The following is a 15,653-nucleotide window of genomic DNA, read 5'->3' as shown; positions in this document are numbered from 1 at the left end:
AGCTCCATGCGCCACCGTCTGTTGCGGGCCGCCTTGCCCGCCCTGGTTCTCGCCGCCGCCGTCCCTGCCCTGATCCTGCCGGTTGCAGCGGTCGCCCAGGATGCCGCGCCCACGTATCATCAGCCCCCGTCGCCGATCGCCCAGATTCTGGACGCCAAGCCCAATCCCGGCGTCAGCATCAGCCCGGACCGCAAGACCCTGCTGCTCAGCGACCGCGCCAATCTGCCGCCGATCGCCGAACTGGCCGAGCCGATGCTGCGGCTGGCGGGCTATCGCATCAATCCGAAGAACAACGGCCCGGCCAACAGCCGCGTCGCATGGCTGACGGGGCTCAGCTTCCAGACAGTGGACGGCGGGGCTGCGCGCCCGGTGACGGGCCTGCCCGCCAATGCGCGCCTGACCAACGTCAGCTGGGCGCCGGACGGCCAGACCGTGGCCTTTCTGCTCAATGCGCCGAACGGGCTGGAACTGTGGACCGCCGATGTCGCTCAGGCCAAGGCGCGCAGGCTGAACGGACCGATGGTCAACGCCGCGACGGGCGGCGGCTTTACCTGGCTGTCGGATTCTTCGGGCCTGCTGGTGCTGGCGGTTCCGGCAGGGCGCGGTCTGGCACCGAATGTCGACCATCCGCCGGAAGGTCCGATCATCACCGAGACAGGCGGCCGCGCCGCGCCGGTGCGGACCTATCAGGACCTGCTGTCCAATGCGGGCGATGAGGCTCTGTTCGACTATTATTTCACCAGCCAGCCGACGGTGGTGTCGCTGAACGGGCGCGCGCGATCCGTGGGCCAGCCGGGCGTCATTCTGGGCCTGTCGACCTCGCCGGACGGTCGCTACATCCTGCAGACGCGGGTGAAGAAGCCCTATTCCTATGTCGTGCCGGCCAGCCTGTTTCCGTCGGACATCATCGTCACCGACATGAACGGGCGTCAGGTGCACCGCGTGGCCGACCTGCCGCTGCGCGACAATGTGCCGACGCCGTTCGACGCCGTAGCGCCGGGGCCGCGCGCGGTGCAGTGGCGCGCGGACGCCGACGCCACTCTGGTCTGGGCCGAGGCTCAGGACGGCGGCGATCCGCGCAACCCCGCCGAGGTGCGCGACCGCGTCTTCATGCTGCGCGCGCCCTTCAACGACCGGGTGCAGACCCTGATCGACCTGAAGGAACGCTATGCCGGAACCACCTGGGGCCGGAACGATGTCGCCATCGTCAACAGCCGCTGGTTCAACACCCGGCACGAGACGCGCACCCTGATCGATCCGTCGAACCCGGGGCAGGGCCGTGTTCTGGTCGATCGCAACTATCAGGACCGCTACAATGACCCCGGCTCGGTCGTGACCGAGCCGAACGCGCGCGGCCGCTCGGTCATGCGCTTCAGCGCCGACGGCTCCAAGGTCTTCGTCGAGGGCGACGGGGCGACCCGTGAGGGCGCTTACCCCTTCCTCGACCTGCTGGACCTGAAATCGGGCGAGACGGAGCGCGTCTGGCGCTCGGCTCAGGGCGAGTATGAAACCGTCGTCGGCGTGCTGGACGAGGCGGGCCGCAAGCTGGTCACCTATCGCGAAAGCCGCACCGACCCGGCCAATCTCCGCGTGCGCGATCTGGATGGCGGCGTCACCCAACTGACGAACTTCCCCGACCCGGCGCCGCAACTGGCCGGGGCCACGCGCCAGTTGATCACCTACACCCGCGATGATGGGGTGGAGCTGTCGGGGACGCTGTATCTGCCCGCCGGTTATGACAAGGATCGCGACGGTCCGCTGCCGCTGTTGATGTGGGCCTATCCGGCCGAGTTCACCGACGCCGCTGTCGCCGGTCAGGTCGTGGACACCGACAACCGCTTCGTGCGGCCGTCGGGGTCGAGTCACCTGTTCCTGCTGACCCAGGGCTACGCCATCCTGGACAACCCGACGATGCCGATCATCGGCCGCGACGGGGCCGAGCCGAACGACACCTACATCGAGCAGCTGTCGGCCAGCGCCAAGGCGGCGGTCGACGCCGTGGTGGCTCTGGGCGTGGCGGATCGCGAGCGCATCGCCGTCGGCGGGCACAGCTACGGCGCCTTCATGACGGCGAACCTCTTGGCGCACACCGATCTGTTCAGGACCGGCATCGCGCGCTCGGGCGCTTATAACCGCACCCTGACGCCGTTCGGCTTCCAGGCGGAACAGCGCAACTACTGGGAGGCGACCGAGACCTATAACGCCATGTCGCCCTTCACCTACGCCAACCGGATCAACGAGCCGATCCTGCTGATTCACGGCGAGGCGGACGACAACTCGGGCACCTTCCCGGTGCAGAGCGAACGCTTCTATGCGGCGCTGAAGGGCAATGGCGCGACAGCGCGTTATGTTGTCCTGCCGCTGGAGGCCCACGGCTATCGCGCGCGGGAATCGGTGGGTCACACACTGTATGAGATGTCGTCGTGGCTGGATCGCTGGATGAAGTGAGCCAGAATCCTTCTCCCCTTGAGGGAGAAGGTGGCCCGTCAGGGCCGGATGAGGGGTGTCGGCGCGACGTCTGAATGGATGTCGCCAGCCCCGGTCTTCGCACCCCTCATCCGCCCGGCTTCGCCGTCCACCTTCTCCCACAAGGGGAGAAGGATCAGCGGTCCCAATCCGGCGTTTCGCCATACAGGCCGCTGAGGAAGTTGATGAAGGCGCGGACGCGGGTTTCGGCTCGCGCCCGGCCTGCCGTCAGGGCGAAGATCGCCACGTCCGACGATCCTGAATACTGCGGCAGCACCACCTTCAGCCGCCCGTCGCGCAGCTCGTCGCCGACGTCCCAGGTCGAGCGCAGGGCCACGCCGCCGCCCGCCAACGCCAGTTCACGCGCCACTTCGCTTGAGTTCGTCCGCACCCGGCTGCGGGCGCGAAAGACGACGGGGCCTTCGGGGCCTTCCAGCCGCCATGTCGACTGGTTCTCGGCCGCCAGCTGGGCGTGGCGGCGCAGGTCATCCAGACTGTCCGGCGCGCCGTGCTCGGCCAGATAGGCGGGGGAGGCGCACAGCACCCGCCGGTTCGGGGCCAGACGATGCATCAGCGGGTTCTCCGCCTCATAGCCGCCGATCCGCACCGCCACGTCGACGTCTTCGGCCATCAGGTCGACGAAGGCGTCGCTCAGGTTCAGCTCCAGCGTCAGGCGGGGCTGGGCCGCCAGAAACGGCTGGAGCAGCGGCGCCAGCCGTCGCCGTCCGAACGAGGTCGGGGCTGACACGCGCAGCAGGCCGCGCGCCTGCGTCGTGCGACGCGACACCACGGCCTCCAGATCCTCGACCCCCTCCAACAATTGCGCCGCGCGGTCATAGACCAGCCGCCCGGCCTCGGTCGGGGCCAGACGGCGCGAGGTGCGCTCGATCAGACGCACCCCCAGCCGGTCCTCCAGCCGCGCCAGCCTGCGCGAGGCCACGGCGGGCGACAGGTCCAGCCGACGCGCGGCGGCGGACAGGCTGCCTTCCTCCAGCGCACGGACGAAGATTTCATACTCGGCCAGCATGGCGGGCTCTCATCATTGCGGATTATGCAAAGATAAGCGTCTTTCTTCGCCGTGGATAGCGCAGGCCATGACGGCTTAATCTCCAGACTGAAGGAGACCGCCATGTTCGACGCCCCCACGACCCCCGCTGATGCCTACGTCCGCCACGGCGCGCTGAAGGTCGCCGCCGAACTGGACGCATTCGTGCGCGATCAGGCGACGCCGGATTCGGGCGTCAGCGCCGAGGCTTTCTGGGCCGGGGTTGAGGGGCTGCTGGCCCGCTTCGGCCGTCGCAACCGCGACCTGCTGGAGCGCCGCGACCAGCTTCAGCGCAAGCTGGACGACTGGCACCGCGCCTATCCGGGCCAGCCGGATCAGGCGGCCTATCAGGCCTATCTGCACGAGATCGGCTATATCGAGACCGAGCGCGACGGCGTGCAGGCCGAGACGGCGAACGTCGATCCCGAGATCGCGACCATGGCCGGGCCGCAGCTGGTCGTGCCGCTGACCAACGCCCGCTATCTGCTCAACGCGGCCAATGCGCGCTGGGGCAGCCTGTATGACGCGCTTTACGGCACCGATGCGCTGGGCGAGGCGCCCAAGGCGGGCGGCTATGACGTCGAGCGCGGCGCCAAAGTCATCGCTCGCGCTCGCGCGTTTCTGGATCAGGCGGCGCCGCTGGCGACCGGATCGCACGCTCAGGCCGCGGCCTATCGGGTCGAGCATGGCCGCCTGATCGTGACGCTGGACGGCGGGCTGGAGACGGGGCTGGCGGGCGCGGATGTGTTCGCGGGCTATTCGGGCAAGGCCGATGCGCCGTCGGGCGTCCTGTTGCGCCACAACGGCCTGCATCTGGAGATCGTCATCGACCGGGCGCACCGCATTGGCCGTGACGACCCGGCGGGCGTCGCCGATGTGCTGGTCGAGGCGGCCCTGTCGGCCATCGCCGACGCCGAGGACAGCGTCGCCGCCGTCGATGCGGCGGACAAGCGTCTGGTCTACGCCAATTGGCTGGGCCTGATGCGCGGCGATCTTCAGGCCGACTTCGAGAAGGACGGCCGCACGGTCGAGCGGCGGCTGAACCCCGACCGTCTCTATACGGCGCCGGATGGATCGCGGTTGGCCTTGAAGGGGCGCAGCCTGATGCTGGTGCGCAACGTCGGCCTGCACCTGACGACCGACGCCGTTCTGGACGCCCACGGACGTGAGACGCCCGAGCATCTGCTGGACATCGCCATGATGGGCCTGATCGGCCTGCACGACCTGCGTCGCCCGGCTGAGGCGCGCAACAGTCCGGCGGGCTCGGTCTATGTGGTGCGGCCCAAGATGCACGGCTCGGACGAAGTGGCCTTCACCGACGAACTGTTCGGCGCCGTCGAGACCATGCTGGGCCTGCCCGCCCTGACGCTGAAGATGGGCATCATGGACGAGGAGCGCCGCACCAGCGTCAACCTGATGAACTGCATCGCGGCGGCGAAGGGCAGGGTGGTCTTCATCAACACCGGCTTCCTGGATCGCACGGGCGACGAGATCCACACGGTGATGGAAGGCGGCCCCGTCGTCCGTAAGGAGGCGGTGCGCGAGACCGGCTGGATCAAGGCCTATGAGGATCGCAATGTCGACATCGGTCTGAAGGCGGGCCTGTCGGGCCGGGCGCAGATCGGCAAGGGCATGTGGGCCGCGCCCGACCGCATGGGCGACATGCTGGCGGCCAAGGCGGGCCACCCGCGCGCGGGCGCCTCGACGGCGTGGGTTCCGTCGCCGACGGCGGCGACCCTTCACGCCCTGCATTACCACGAGGTCGACGTCTGGGCGCGTCAGGCCGAGATCGCGACGCGCGCACAGACTGGCCTGACGCCACTGTTGACCCCGCCGTTCGCAACCGGAACGCCGAGCGCGGACGAGATCCGGCAGGAGCTGGACAACAACGCCCAGGGCATTCTGGGCTACGTCGTGCGCTGGGTGGATCAGGGCGTCGGCTGCTCCAAGGTGCCGGACATTCACGACGTGGGCCTGATGGAGGATCGAGCGACGCTGCGCATCTCCAGCCAGCATCTGGCCAACTGGCTGCGTCACGGCGTCACGACCGAGGACGAGGTCATGGAGGCGCTAAAGCGTATGGCTGTGGTGGTGGATCGCCAGAACGCGGGCGATGCGGACTATCGCCCTTTGGCGCCGGGATATGAGGGTCCGGCGTGGCAGGCGGCCTGCGATCTGGTGTTCAAGGGCAGGGAACAGCCGAACGGCTACACCGAGCACCTGCTGACCCACTGGCGCCGCAAGGCCAAGGCGCAGGGCTGACCACACACGCCGCCGCGCTCAAGCAGCGAGGCGCCGCGCGGCGAGCGATAGCGCAAAAAAAGAGGCGCGACCGGCTGGCCGCGCCTCTTCTTTCCGACGGGGGGAGAAACGTCTTAGGCCTTGGCGCCTGCGGCGCCCTTGGCCAGTTCGCGGTTCAGCCACAGGGCCAGCAGGGTGCAGATTGCGCCCGACAGCAGATAGGCGCCGCCCGCCACCAGCCCGAACCGGCCCGACAGCGCCAGCGCCGCCAGCGGGGCGAAGCCCGCGCCGAACAGCCACGCCAGGTCCGACGTCAGGGCCGAGGCGGTGTAGCGGTTCTTCAGGCTGAAGCTGGAGGCGATCGAACCCGACGCCTGACCGAACGACAGGCCCAGCAGGATGAAGCCCAGGATCATATAGCTCAGCTCGCCCGCAGAACCGCCGTCCAGAAGCTGGGGCGCAAAGCCCGAGAAGGCGGCGATGCCGGCCGCCGTGACCGCCAGCAGGGCGCGGCGGCCATAGCGGTCGGCCAGCCAGCCCGAAGCGAGGATGGCGAACAAGCCGAAGACGGCGCCGATCAGCTCGATCATCAGGAAGCGGCTGGGCGCCTCGTCGGTGTAGAGGAAGACCCATGACAGCGGGAACACCGTCACCATGTGGAACATGGCGAAGCTGGCCAGCGGGGCGAAGGCGCCGATGACGATGCTGCCGCCTTCTTCACGCACAGCCTTGGCGACGGGCGCGGGGTGCAGCTCCAGCGTTTCGAAGGCGGCCTGGAAGGTGGGCGTCACCACGATACGCAGGCGCGCGAACAGGGCCACGACGTTGATGGCGAAGGCCACGAAGAAGGGATAGCGCCAGCCCCAGTCCATGAAGTCGGCGGCCGACAGCTTGGTCAGGAAGTAGGCGAACAGGGCGCTGGCGACCATCAGGCCGATCGGGGCGCCCAGTTGCGGCACCATGGCGTACCAGCCGCGACGCTTTTCAGGGGCGCTGACCGACAGCAGGGAGGCCATGCCGTCCCAGGCGCCGCCCAGAGCCACGCCCTGACCGATCCGCAGAACGATCAGCATGGCGGCCGACCAGTGGCCGACCTGCTCATGTCCCGGCAGGAAACCCAGACAGACCGTCGACAGGCCCAGCAGGAACAGGGCGATGGTCAGCTTGGTCCCGCGCCCGAAGCGCCGGTCGATGGCGATGAACAGGGCCGTGCCGAACGGCCGGGCGATGAAGGCCACGGCGAAGACGGCGAAGGACAGCAGCGTCCCGCCCAGCGGTCCCGCATAGGGGAAGACCAACTGCGGAAACACCACGACCGAGGCGATGGCGTAGACGAAGAAGTCGAAGAACTCCGACGTCCGGCCGATAATGACGCCGATGGCGACTTCGCCCGCGTCGATTTTGCCGTCTCGTGCGTTGATCCGGCTGGCGTCCCGCTCAAGGGGCTCTGAAGAGGGCGCGCCGCTGGCTGCGTTCATGACCGATGAGGCTCCAGGAACCGGGGCGCACACGCGCCCGCGACAATAGAATGAAGGAAACGCCCCTTTGCTCCCGATGGCTGCAACTGGGGATAGGGCAGATTGTCCAATGTCGCCTGTTTCGGGGCGGGGTTACGGGGCGTGCAAGATGACCGTGCCCTTGTCCCCAACCTCGACTGGAGCCGCCGTGCGCCGCCTGCGTCCCCTGTTGCTTCTGCCTCTTCTGGCCCTGCTGCCCGGCTGCGAGGCCGTTGTCCTGGCCCCCGCCGGCGATATCGCCGCCCAGCAGCGCGATCTGCTGGTCATGTCCGTCATACTGATGCTGATCATCATCATTCCGGTGATGCTCCTGACGGTGTTCTTCGCCTGGAAGTACCGGGAGTCGAACAAGGAAGCCCGTTATGAGCCGGACTGGGACCACTCGACCCATTTGGAACTGGTGATCTGGGCGGCGCCGCTGCTGATCATCATCTGTCTGGGCGCGATCACCTGGGCGGGCACGCACCTGCTGGACCCCTATCGCCCGCTGGACCGCATCGCCGAGGGGCAGGCTGTGGCCGAAAATCACCGTCCGCTTCAGGTCGAGGTGGTGGCCATGGACTGGAAATGGCTGTTCATCTATCCCGAATACGGCATCGCCTCGGTGAATGAGCTGGCTGCGCCGGTCGACCGGCCGATCCGTTTCCACATCACCTCGACCGGGGTGATGAACTCCTTCTACATCCCCGCCCTGGCCGGTCAGATCTACGCCATGCCGGGCATGGAGACGAAGCTGCACGCCGTCATCAACCGTCCGGGCGAATACGTCGGCTTCTCGGCCAACTATTCCGGCGACGGCTTCTCGAACATGCGTTTCGCCTTCCGCGGCATGGATCAGGCCGGGTTCGACCACTGGGTCGCGGGCGTGCGCGCCGCCGGTCAGGGTCTGGACCGCGAGACCTATCTGGAACTGGAAAAACCCAGCGAGAAGGTGCCGGTCATCCACTACGCGACGGTCGACGACCGCCTGTTCGACGCCGTGGTCAATATGTGCGTCGAGCCGGGCAAGATGTGCATGGGCGAGATGATGGACATCGACCGCAAGGGCGGTCTGGGTCTGGCGGCGGTCAAGAACACCCTGCCGCTGGTCTATGACAAATACGCCCGTCGCGGCGACGCCGTCTTCGGCGCGGGCGAGTCCTATGTGATGACGTTGTGCACCCCGCTGGAGGCCGAGGCCGCCGCCGTCGACGCCGCGCGCCGCCGTCAGGCCTTCGGCGAGGACGTCGCCCGCGACACCCCGCTGAACCGGGTCATGGGGCAGGGGCTGGAACGCCCCGACAGATCCCAGCCGAACGAGCGTTTCGCCTCTCTCTTCTCCGCGCCTTCCACGGCGTCCGCGCCCGCCGCGTCGCAATCCTGAGCGCCTGAACGATCATGACTGTCGAACAAACCACATCGCCGCTTCTGGGCCGGTTGAACTGGGACTCGCTCCCGTTCCACGAGCCCATTCTGGTCGCCACCTTCGCCGTCGTCGTCATCGGCGGTCTGGGAGTGCTGGCCCTGCTCACCCGCTACAAGCTGTGGGGCTATCTCTGGAAGGAGTGGTTCACGACCGTGGACCACAAGAAGATCGGGATCATGTACATGATCCTGGGTCTGATCATGTTCCTGCGCGGTTTTGCCGACGCCATCATGATGCGGATCCAGCAGGCCATGGCCTTCGGCGGATCCGAGGGCTATCTGAACGCCCACCACTATGACCAGATCTTCACCGCCCACGGCGTGATCATGATCTTCTTCGTGGCCATGCCCATGATCACCGGCCTGATGAACTATCTGGTGCCGTTGCAGATCGGGGCGCGGGACGTCTCCTTCCCCTTCCTGAACAACTTCAGCTTCTGGATGACCACGGTCGGCGCCGTCCTGGTGATGATGTCGCTGTTCATCGGCGAGTTCGCACGGACGGGCTGGCTGGCCTATCCGCCGCTGTCGGGCATCGGCTACAGCCCCGGCGTCGGGGTCGACTATTATATTTGGGCGCTGCAGATCGCGGGGGTAGGGACCACTCTGTCCGGCATCAACCTGATCGCGACCATCGTGAAGATGCGCGCGCCGGGCATGGGCCTGATGAAGATGCCGGTCTTCACCTGGACCTCGCTGTGCGCCAACATCCTGATCGTGGCGTCCTTCCCGATCCTGACGGCGACGCTGGTGCTGTTGTCGGCGGACCGTTACGTCGGCACCAACTTCTTCACGAACGACTTCGGCGGCAACCCGATGATGTACGTGAACCTGATCTGGATCTGGGGCCACCCCGAGGTCTACATCCTGATCCTGCCGCTGTTCGGCGTGTTCTCCGAAGTCACCTCTACCTTCTCGGGCAAGAAGCTCTTCGGCTACACCTCGATGGTCTATGCGACGGTGGTCATCACCATCCTGTCCTACCTGGTGTGGCTGCACCACTTCTTCACCATGGGCTCGGGCGCGAGCGTGAACTCCTTCTTCGGGATCACGACGATGATCATTTCGATCCCGACAGGGGCGAAGTTGTTCAACTGGCTGTTCACCATGTATCGCGGCCGCATCCGGTTCGAGTTGCCGATGATGTGGACGGTCGCCTTCATGCTGACCTTCGTGATCGGCGGGATGACGGGCGTCATGCTGGCGGTGCCGCCGGCGGACTTCGTGCTGCACAACTCCCTGTTCCTGATCGCCCACTTCCACAACGTCATCATCGGCGGGGTGCTGTTCGGCCTGTTCGCCGCCATCAACTACTGGTGGCCCAAGGCCTTCGGCTTCAAGCTGGAGAAGAAGTGGGGGCTGGTCAGCTTCTGGTGCTGGGTGGTCGGCTTCTGGATGGCCTTCATGCCGCTGTACGTCCTGGGCTTCATGGGCGTGACGCGGCGGATGCGGGTCTTCGACGACCCAGCCTATCAGATCTGGTTCATCATCGCGGGCGTGGGCGTGGCCATCATCGCCGTCGGCATCCTGGCCATGCTGATCCAGTTCGCCGTCAGCATCATCAACCGCGACAAGCTGCGCGATGAGACGGGCGATCCGTGGAACGGCCGCACGCTGGAGTGGGCGACATCCTCTCCGCCGCCGGACTACAACTTCGCCAAGACGCCGATCATCCACGACGGCGACGCCTGGTGGGACATGAAGGCGCGCGGCTATCAGCGGCCGACCGAAGGCTTCAAGGCCATTCACATGCCGTCCAACACCGGGGCGGGGGTGATCCTGTCGGTGCTGTCGATGATCGTGGGTTTCGGCCTGATCTGGTACATCTGGTGGATGGCGGCGGCGGGCTTTGCGGCGCTGATCGCCTACGCCATCTTCCACACCTTCAACTACAAGCGCGACTACTACATCCCGGCCGAAACGGTTCAGGCGACCGAGGACGCGCGCACCAAGGCCCTGGCGGCCGCAGCAGCGACGCAGGGGTGATCCGATGAGCCACGCACCTTCCCTCAACCCCGACTATGTCGACGACGCCGGGCGGCCGATCTTCCACCCGGTAGAGGAGCCGCACCACCCGGAAGGCCACAGCACCATGCTGGGTTTCTGGATGTATCTGATGAGCGACTGCCTCATCTTTGCGATCCTGTTCGCCGTCTACGCCGTGCTGGGCGGCAACTATGCGGCGGGCCCGGCGCCCAAGGATCTGTTCGACCTGCCGCTGGTGGCGGTGAACACGTCGATGCTGCTGTTCTCGTCGATCACCTACGGCTTCGCCATGCTGGCGATGTACCGCAACAAGGTGGCGCAGACGCAGATCTGGCTGGCGGTCACGGGCCTGTTCGGCCTGTGCTTCCTGGGGATCGAGCTCTATGAGTTCGCCCACATGATCCACCTGGGCGCCACGCCCCAGCGCAGCGGCTTCCTGTCGGCCTTCTTCATCCTGGTGGGCACCCACGGCCTGCACGTCACCTTCGGCTGCATCTGGCTGGTCACCCTGATGATTCAGGTGGGTCAGAAGGGCCTGATCCAGGCCAACAAGCGCCGCCTCATGTGCCTGAGCCTGTTCTGGCACTTCCTGGACGTCATCTGGATCGGCGTCTTCACCTTCGTCTATCTGTTCGGGATGCTGCGATGAGCGCTGAAGCCCACAATGAGCACGCCGTGGACCATCACGACGATCACCACGGCGATGATCACGATCACGGCACCTACAAGGGCTATCTGATCGGGTTCGCCCTGTCGGTCGTGCTGACCGCCATTCCGTTCTGGCTGGTCATGGCCGGGGTGCTGGCGCCGCAGCTGACGGGTCTGATCATCACCGGCTTCGCCGTGGTGCAGATCGTGGTCCACATGATCTTCTTCCTGCATATGAACCATAAGTCCGAGGGCGGATGGAACATGCTGGCGCTGATCTTCACCCTGGTGATCGTGGTCATCGCCGTCGCAGGGTCGGTGTGGGTCATGTACCACCTGAACACCAATATGATGCCCGTCCACGACATGCAGGTGATGGGCTGATCCCCTCGCGCACGCGGAGGCGCCGTTGACGTCATCGTCAGCCCCCGGATCGGGTTCAGGCCGTCGGCCGGTAGCGCGACTGGTCGTGGGGCTGGCGATGTTCGCCGTGCTGTTCGTCGGCTTTTCGACGCTGGGCGTCTGGCAGGTCCAGCGGCTGGCCTGGAAGCAGGACCTGATCCGTCAGGTCGACAGCCGCATCCACGCCGAGCCTGTTCCGGCGCCGGGGCCGCAGGGCTTCGACGCCGTGACGCGGCAGGCGGATCAATACCGCCGCATCATGGCCAGCGGCCGCTTCCTGCATGACCGCGAGGTCCGGGTGAAGGCGGTGACGGACCTGGGGCCGGGCTTCTGGATCGTCACGCCGCTGGAAGATGCGCGCGGCTTCACCGTCCTGATCAACCGGGGCTTCGTCCCGGCCGAGCGCGCGGCGCCGGACGCCCGCGCCGAGGGGCAGGTCGCGGGGCCAGCCACCGTCACCGGCCTGTTGCGGATCAGCGAACCCAAGGGCGGTTTCCTGCGCGACAACGACCCGGCCGGCGACCGCTGGTTCTCACGCGATGTTGCGGCCATCGCCTCCGCCAAACAGTTGAGCGGCCCGGTCGCGCCTTATTTCATCGACGCCGACGCGACGCCCAATCCCGGCGACTGGCCGCGAGGCGGGCTGACGGTGGTGCGGTTCGCCAACAGCCATCTGGTTTACGCCCTGACATGGTTCGGGCTGGCGCTGATGTCGGCGGGCGGCGCTTGGTTCTGGCTGCGTGAAGAGCGTCGTCGCCGGGCAGGGCGGGGCCGATGAAGCCGTCCAGCATGGACCTGTTGCGATTCGCGCGTAATCTGCTGGGCATGGACGCCGCCGTAGAGACGCCCGTTTCGCCCGGCGCCGCCGCCCGCCGCAACATGCTGCTGCTGATCCAGCTGCGGTGGCTGGCGGTCATTGGTCAGGTGCTGACCATCGTCATCGTCCACTGGGGGCTGAAGATCAGCCTGCCGCTGGGGCCGCTGCTGCTGGCGCCGACCGCGCTGGCGGTGATGAACCTGGTCAGCGCGCCCGTGACCCTGCGCCGCAAGGAAGTCACCGACCCCGAGCTGCTGCTGGCCCTGTGCGTCGACGTGGCCGCGCTCAGCTGGCTGCTCTATTTCAGCGGCGGGGCGACCAATCCGTTTTCGGCGCTGTATCTGATGCAGGTGGTGCTGGCGGCGGTGCTGCTGCGGCCGTCGTTCGCCTGGGGTTTCGTGCTGGTGACCAGCGGTTGTCTGGCTCTGCTGGCCATCTGGCGCCAGCCGCTGGACCTGCCGATCGGGGCCGAGGCGCGGCTGGGGCTGATCCAGCAGGGGTCGCTGGTCAACTTCCTGCTGATCGCCGTGCTGCTGGTCGCCTTCGTCACGCGGATCACCCAGAACGTGCGCGCCCGCGACGCCTATCTGGCCGAGGCCCGCCAGCAGGCGGCGGAACAGGACCATATCGTGCGTATGGGGCTGCTGGCCTCGGGCGCGGCGCATGAACTGGGCACGCCGCTGGCCTCCCTGTCGGTCATTCTCAGCGACTGGCGGCGTATGCCCGCCCTGACCGAGGATGCGGACCTGCGCCACGACATCGAGCAGATGCAGGCCGAGGTCGAGCGCTGCAAATCCATCGTCACCAACATCCTGATGTCGGCGGGCGAGGCGCGCGGCGAGGCGCCGACCGTGACCGCCCTCAGCGCCTTTCTGGGTGAAATCATCGACGACTGGTCCGCCAGCCGCCCCGCCGACGCCATGCAGGCCGCCCTCAGCGGCCCGACGCCGCGCGACCCGTCGATCATCGCCGACCCGGCCCTGAAACAGGTGTTCAGCGCCCTTCTGGACAATGCGCAGGAAGCGGGCGCGCGCCATCTGGAGGTGCGGGCCGCCGCCGACGCCGACGGCCTGTTCATCGCCTTTGAGGATGACGGTCCCGGCTTTTCGCCCGCCATCCTCGAAAAGCTGGGCCAGCCCTATCAGTCGACCAAGGCGCGGGCAGGGGCCGGGCTGGGCCTGTTCCTGCTGGTTAATGTGGTGCGCAAGCTGGGCGGCACGGTCGTCGCCACCAACCGGCCCGGCGCGGCGGGCGGCGGGGCCATGGTGCGCCTGACCTTGCCCATCGACGCCCTGGCGCCGAAATAAGCAGTCTGGAAAGAGGGCATGAGATGACCGAAGAACCCCGCCAGCTTCTGATCGTCGAGGACGACGAGTCCTTCTCGCGCACCCTGCGGCGCTCGTTCGAGCGGCGCGGCTATCAGGTTTTGGCCGCGCACAGCCACGACCAGATGGTCGAGCTGCTGAAGACGCATCACCCTGACTATGCCGTGGTGGACCTGAAGCTTGGCACGGCGTCGGGCCTGACCTGCGTGCAGACGCTGCACGCCTTCGACCCGGATCTGGTGATCGTGGTCCTGACCGGTTTCGCCAGCATCGCCACGGCGGTCGAGGCCATCAAACTGGGCGCGCGCCACTACCTTGCCAAGCCGGCGGGCACGGACGACATCGAGGCGGCCTTCGGTCGCGCAGCGGGCGATCCCGATGCACCCCTGACCGCCCGCCCGACCTCGATCAAGACGCTGGAATGGGAGCGTATTCACGAGGTCCTGGCCGAGACCGACTTCAACATCTCCGAAGCTGCCCGGCGCCTCGGTATGCACCGCCGCACCCTGGCGCGGAAGCTGGAGAAGCGGCAGGTCAGCTGAAGGGCCCGTTTATCCGCACCTCTGCGGGCATGAGCGGGAGTGGGCTCAGTCCTTCGGAGCCAACGCCTCCAGCACCGCTTCCGTATCCTGCCCCAGTTTCGGCGGCGGGGCGTCGTATCGCACCGGCGTTTTCGACAGGCGGATGGGCGAGGCCACGGTGCGGACCGGGCCGTCCAGATCGGCGCGCGTCTGTTCGACCATCAGGCCGCGATGGATGGCCTGCGGCTCCTGAAACACCTGATCGATGGTGTTCACCGGGCCGCAGGGCACGCCTGCCGCCTCCAGCGTCTGCATCAGCCCCGGCATGGTGAAGCCCGCTGTCTTCGCCTCGATCAGCGGCCCCAGCGCCTCGCGATTGGCGACCCGCAGGGCGTTGGTGGCAAAGCGGTCCTCAGCCTCCAGCCCAAGGGCGCCGCACAGGGCGCGGAACTGGCTGTCGTTGCCCACGGCGATGATCACCATCCCGTCTGAACAGGCGAAGGGCTGATAGGGGGCCAGATTGGGGTGGGCGTTGCCCATCCGCGTCGGCGCCTTGCCGGACACGAACCAGTTGGTCGCCTGATTGGCCAGCATGGCGGCCTGAACGTCGAACAGGGCGATGTCGACGTGCTGGCCCTCGCCGGTCGCCCGCGCGTGCCACAGGGCGGCCAGTATGGCGTTGGAGGCGTAAAGGCCGGTGAACAGATCGACGACCGCCACCCCGACCTTCATCGGCTCGGCGCCCGGCGCGCCGTCGGGCTGGCCGGTGATGGACATCAGCCCGCCCATGGCCTGGATCATATAGTCATAGCCCGCCCGGTGCGCGTCCGGCCCGTCCTGCCCGAAGCCGGTGACGGAGCAATAGACCAGCTTCGGATTGACGGCCGCCAGCGCGGCGTAGTCGAGGCCGTACTTCTGCAACCCGCCGGTCTTGAAGTTCTCGACCGCCACGTCGCAGGTCGCGGCCAGACGGCGCACCGCCTCGGCGCCGTCCGGGCTGGCGATGTCCAGTTCGACCGACTTCTTGCCCCGATTGGCGCACAGGAAATAGGCGGCGTCGCCGGGCTGTCCGTCTGATGTCGTGGTGAAGGGCGGGCCCCAGTGGCGGGTATCGTCCCCCGCTCCCGGCCGCTCGATCTTGATGACCTCGGCCCCCAGATCCGCCAGCGTCTGCGTCGCCCACGGCCCGGCCAGAACACGCGAAAGGTCCAGTACGCGCACGCCGTGCAGCGGACCGTGAGGGGCGGGAATCATCGATGGATCGGTCATGGATTCCTTTCT

General features: G+C 67.2%; 12 protein-coding genes. 9 read left to right on the top strand and 3 right to left on the bottom strand.

Annotated elements, in window-relative coordinates; all coding sequences use genetic code 11:
* Positions 1-6: 6 nt before the first annotated feature.
* A complete protein-coding gene (locus ACORJG_RS11595; RefSeq protein WP_427789166.1) occupies positions 7-2,448 on the top strand; it encodes a S9 family peptidase in 2,442 nt (813 codons plus the stop codon).
* 154 nt (positions 2,449-2,602) lie between these two features.
* Here the strand turns inward: ACORJG_RS11595 and ACORJG_RS11590 are convergent, their stop codons facing one another.
* On the bottom strand, positions 2,603-3,493 hold the full coding sequence (locus ACORJG_RS11590) for a LysR family transcriptional regulator (protein WP_427789165.1): 891 nt from the start codon (positions 3,491-3,493) through the stop codon (positions 2,603-2,605).
* A gap of 102 nt (positions 3,494-3,595) precedes the next feature.
* Here ACORJG_RS11590 and ACORJG_RS11585 point away from each other — a divergent pair, with 102 nt between their 5' ends.
* Positions 3,596-5,773 carry a malate synthase G gene (locus ACORJG_RS11585; protein WP_427789164.1) on the top strand — a complete coding sequence of 726 codons (2,178 nt, stop codon included), beginning with the start codon at positions 3,596-3,598 and terminating at the stop codon, positions 5,771-5,773.
* Between the two features lie 113 nt (positions 5,774-5,886).
* Here ACORJG_RS11585 and ACORJG_RS11580 read toward each other — a convergent pair whose 3' ends face one another.
* A complete protein-coding gene (locus ACORJG_RS11580; protein ID WP_427789163.1) occupies positions 5,887-7,230 on the bottom strand; it encodes an MFS transporter in 1,344 nt (447 codons plus the stop codon).
* Between the two features lie 187 nt (positions 7,231-7,417).
* Between ACORJG_RS11580 and cyoA the strand changes: the two genes are divergently transcribed.
* From cyoA to ACORJG_RS11545, 7 genes are read left to right on the top strand one after another with little or no spacing between them, the layout of a single operon-like run.
* Complete coding sequence (cyoA, locus tag ACORJG_RS11575) at positions 7,418-8,632, top strand: ubiquinol oxidase subunit II (RefSeq protein ID WP_427789162.1); 1,215 nt, start codon at positions 7,418-7,420, stop codon at positions 8,630-8,632.
* 14 nt (positions 8,633-8,646) lie between these two features.
* Entirely contained in the window at positions 8,647-10,659 is a 2,013-nt protein-coding gene (gene cyoB, locus ACORJG_RS11570) for a cytochrome o ubiquinol oxidase subunit I (protein WP_427789161.1), read from the top strand.
* Between the two features lie 4 nt (positions 10,660-10,663).
* Positions 10,664-11,308, top strand: a complete 645-nt coding sequence (cyoC, locus tag ACORJG_RS11565) for a cytochrome o ubiquinol oxidase subunit III (protein WP_427789160.1) — start codon at positions 10,664-10,666, stop codon at positions 11,306-11,308.
* A complete protein-coding gene (gene cyoD / locus ACORJG_RS11560; protein WP_427789159.1) occupies positions 11,305-11,691 on the top strand; it encodes a cytochrome o ubiquinol oxidase subunit IV in 387 nt (128 codons plus the stop codon). Before cyoC ends, cyoD begins: the two co-directional genes overlap by 4 nt.
* A gap of 25 nt (positions 11,692-11,716) precedes the next feature.
* Positions 11,717-12,487, top strand: coding sequence for an SURF1 family protein (locus ACORJG_RS11555; protein ID WP_427789158.1), 771 nt, complete (start codon positions 11,717-11,719; stop codon positions 12,485-12,487).
* On the top strand, positions 12,484-13,833 hold the full coding sequence (locus ACORJG_RS11550) for an ATP-binding protein (RefSeq protein WP_427789157.1): 1,350 nt from the start codon (positions 12,484-12,486) through the stop codon (positions 13,831-13,833). The genes ACORJG_RS11555 and ACORJG_RS11550 overlap by 4 nt, the downstream gene beginning before the upstream one ends.
* Before the next feature lie 23 nt (positions 13,834-13,856).
* Complete coding sequence (locus ACORJG_RS11545) at positions 13,857-14,393, top strand: response regulator transcription factor (RefSeq protein WP_427789156.1); 537 nt, start codon at positions 13,857-13,859, stop codon at positions 14,391-14,393.
* 45 nt (positions 14,394-14,438) lie between these two features.
* Here ACORJG_RS11545 and ACORJG_RS11540 read toward each other — a convergent pair whose 3' ends face one another.
* Complete coding sequence (locus ACORJG_RS11540; RefSeq protein WP_427789155.1) at positions 14,439-15,641, bottom strand: CaiB/BaiF CoA transferase family protein; 1,203 nt, start codon at positions 15,639-15,641, stop codon at positions 14,439-14,441.
* Positions 15,642-15,653: the final 12 nt, after the last annotated feature.

The sequence above is a fragment of the Brevundimonas diminuta genome, from assembly GCF_050310045.1.
GTDB lineage: Bacteria > Pseudomonadota > Alphaproteobacteria > Caulobacterales > Caulobacteraceae > Brevundimonas > Brevundimonas diminuta_F.
Note: the sequence above shows the minus strand (reverse complement) of the source record. Positions and strands in the feature narration are given on the sequence as shown.

What these genes read in the sequence shown, in the direction of transcription:
- ACORJG_RS11595 (WP_427789166.1), top strand. Translation starts at nt 7, where the DNA reads ATGCGCCACCGTCTGTTGCGGGCCGCCTTGCCCGCCCTGGTTCTCGCC.
- ACORJG_RS11590 (WP_427789165.1), bottom strand. Translation starts at nt 3,493, where the DNA reads ATGCTGGCCGAGTATGAAATCTTCGTCCGTGCGCTGGAGGAAGGCAGC.
- ACORJG_RS11585 (WP_427789164.1), top strand. Translation starts at nt 3,596, where the DNA reads ATGTTCGACGCCCCCACGACCCCCGCTGATGCCTACGTCCGCCACGGC.
- ACORJG_RS11580 (WP_427789163.1), bottom strand. Translation starts at nt 7,230, where the DNA reads ATGAACGCAGCCAGCGGCGCGCCCTCTTCAGAGCCCCTTGAGCGGGAC.
- cyoB (WP_427789161.1), top strand. Translation starts at nt 8,647, where the DNA reads ATGACTGTCGAACAAACCACATCGCCGCTTCTGGGCCGGTTGAACTGG.
- cyoC (WP_427789160.1), top strand. Translation starts at nt 10,664, where the DNA reads ATGAGCCACGCACCTTCCCTCAACCCCGACTATGTCGACGACGCCGGG.
- cyoD (WP_427789159.1), top strand. Translation starts at nt 11,305, where the DNA reads ATGAGCGCTGAAGCCCACAATGAGCACGCCGTGGACCATCACGACGAT.
- ACORJG_RS11550 (WP_427789157.1), top strand. Translation starts at nt 12,484, where the DNA reads ATGAAGCCGTCCAGCATGGACCTGTTGCGATTCGCGCGTAATCTGCTG.
- ACORJG_RS11545 (WP_427789156.1), top strand. Translation starts at nt 13,857, where the DNA reads ATGACCGAAGAACCCCGCCAGCTTCTGATCGTCGAGGACGACGAGTCC.
- ACORJG_RS11540 (WP_427789155.1), bottom strand. Translation starts at nt 15,641, where the DNA reads ATGACCGATCCATCGATGATTCCCGCCCCTCACGGTCCGCTGCACGGC.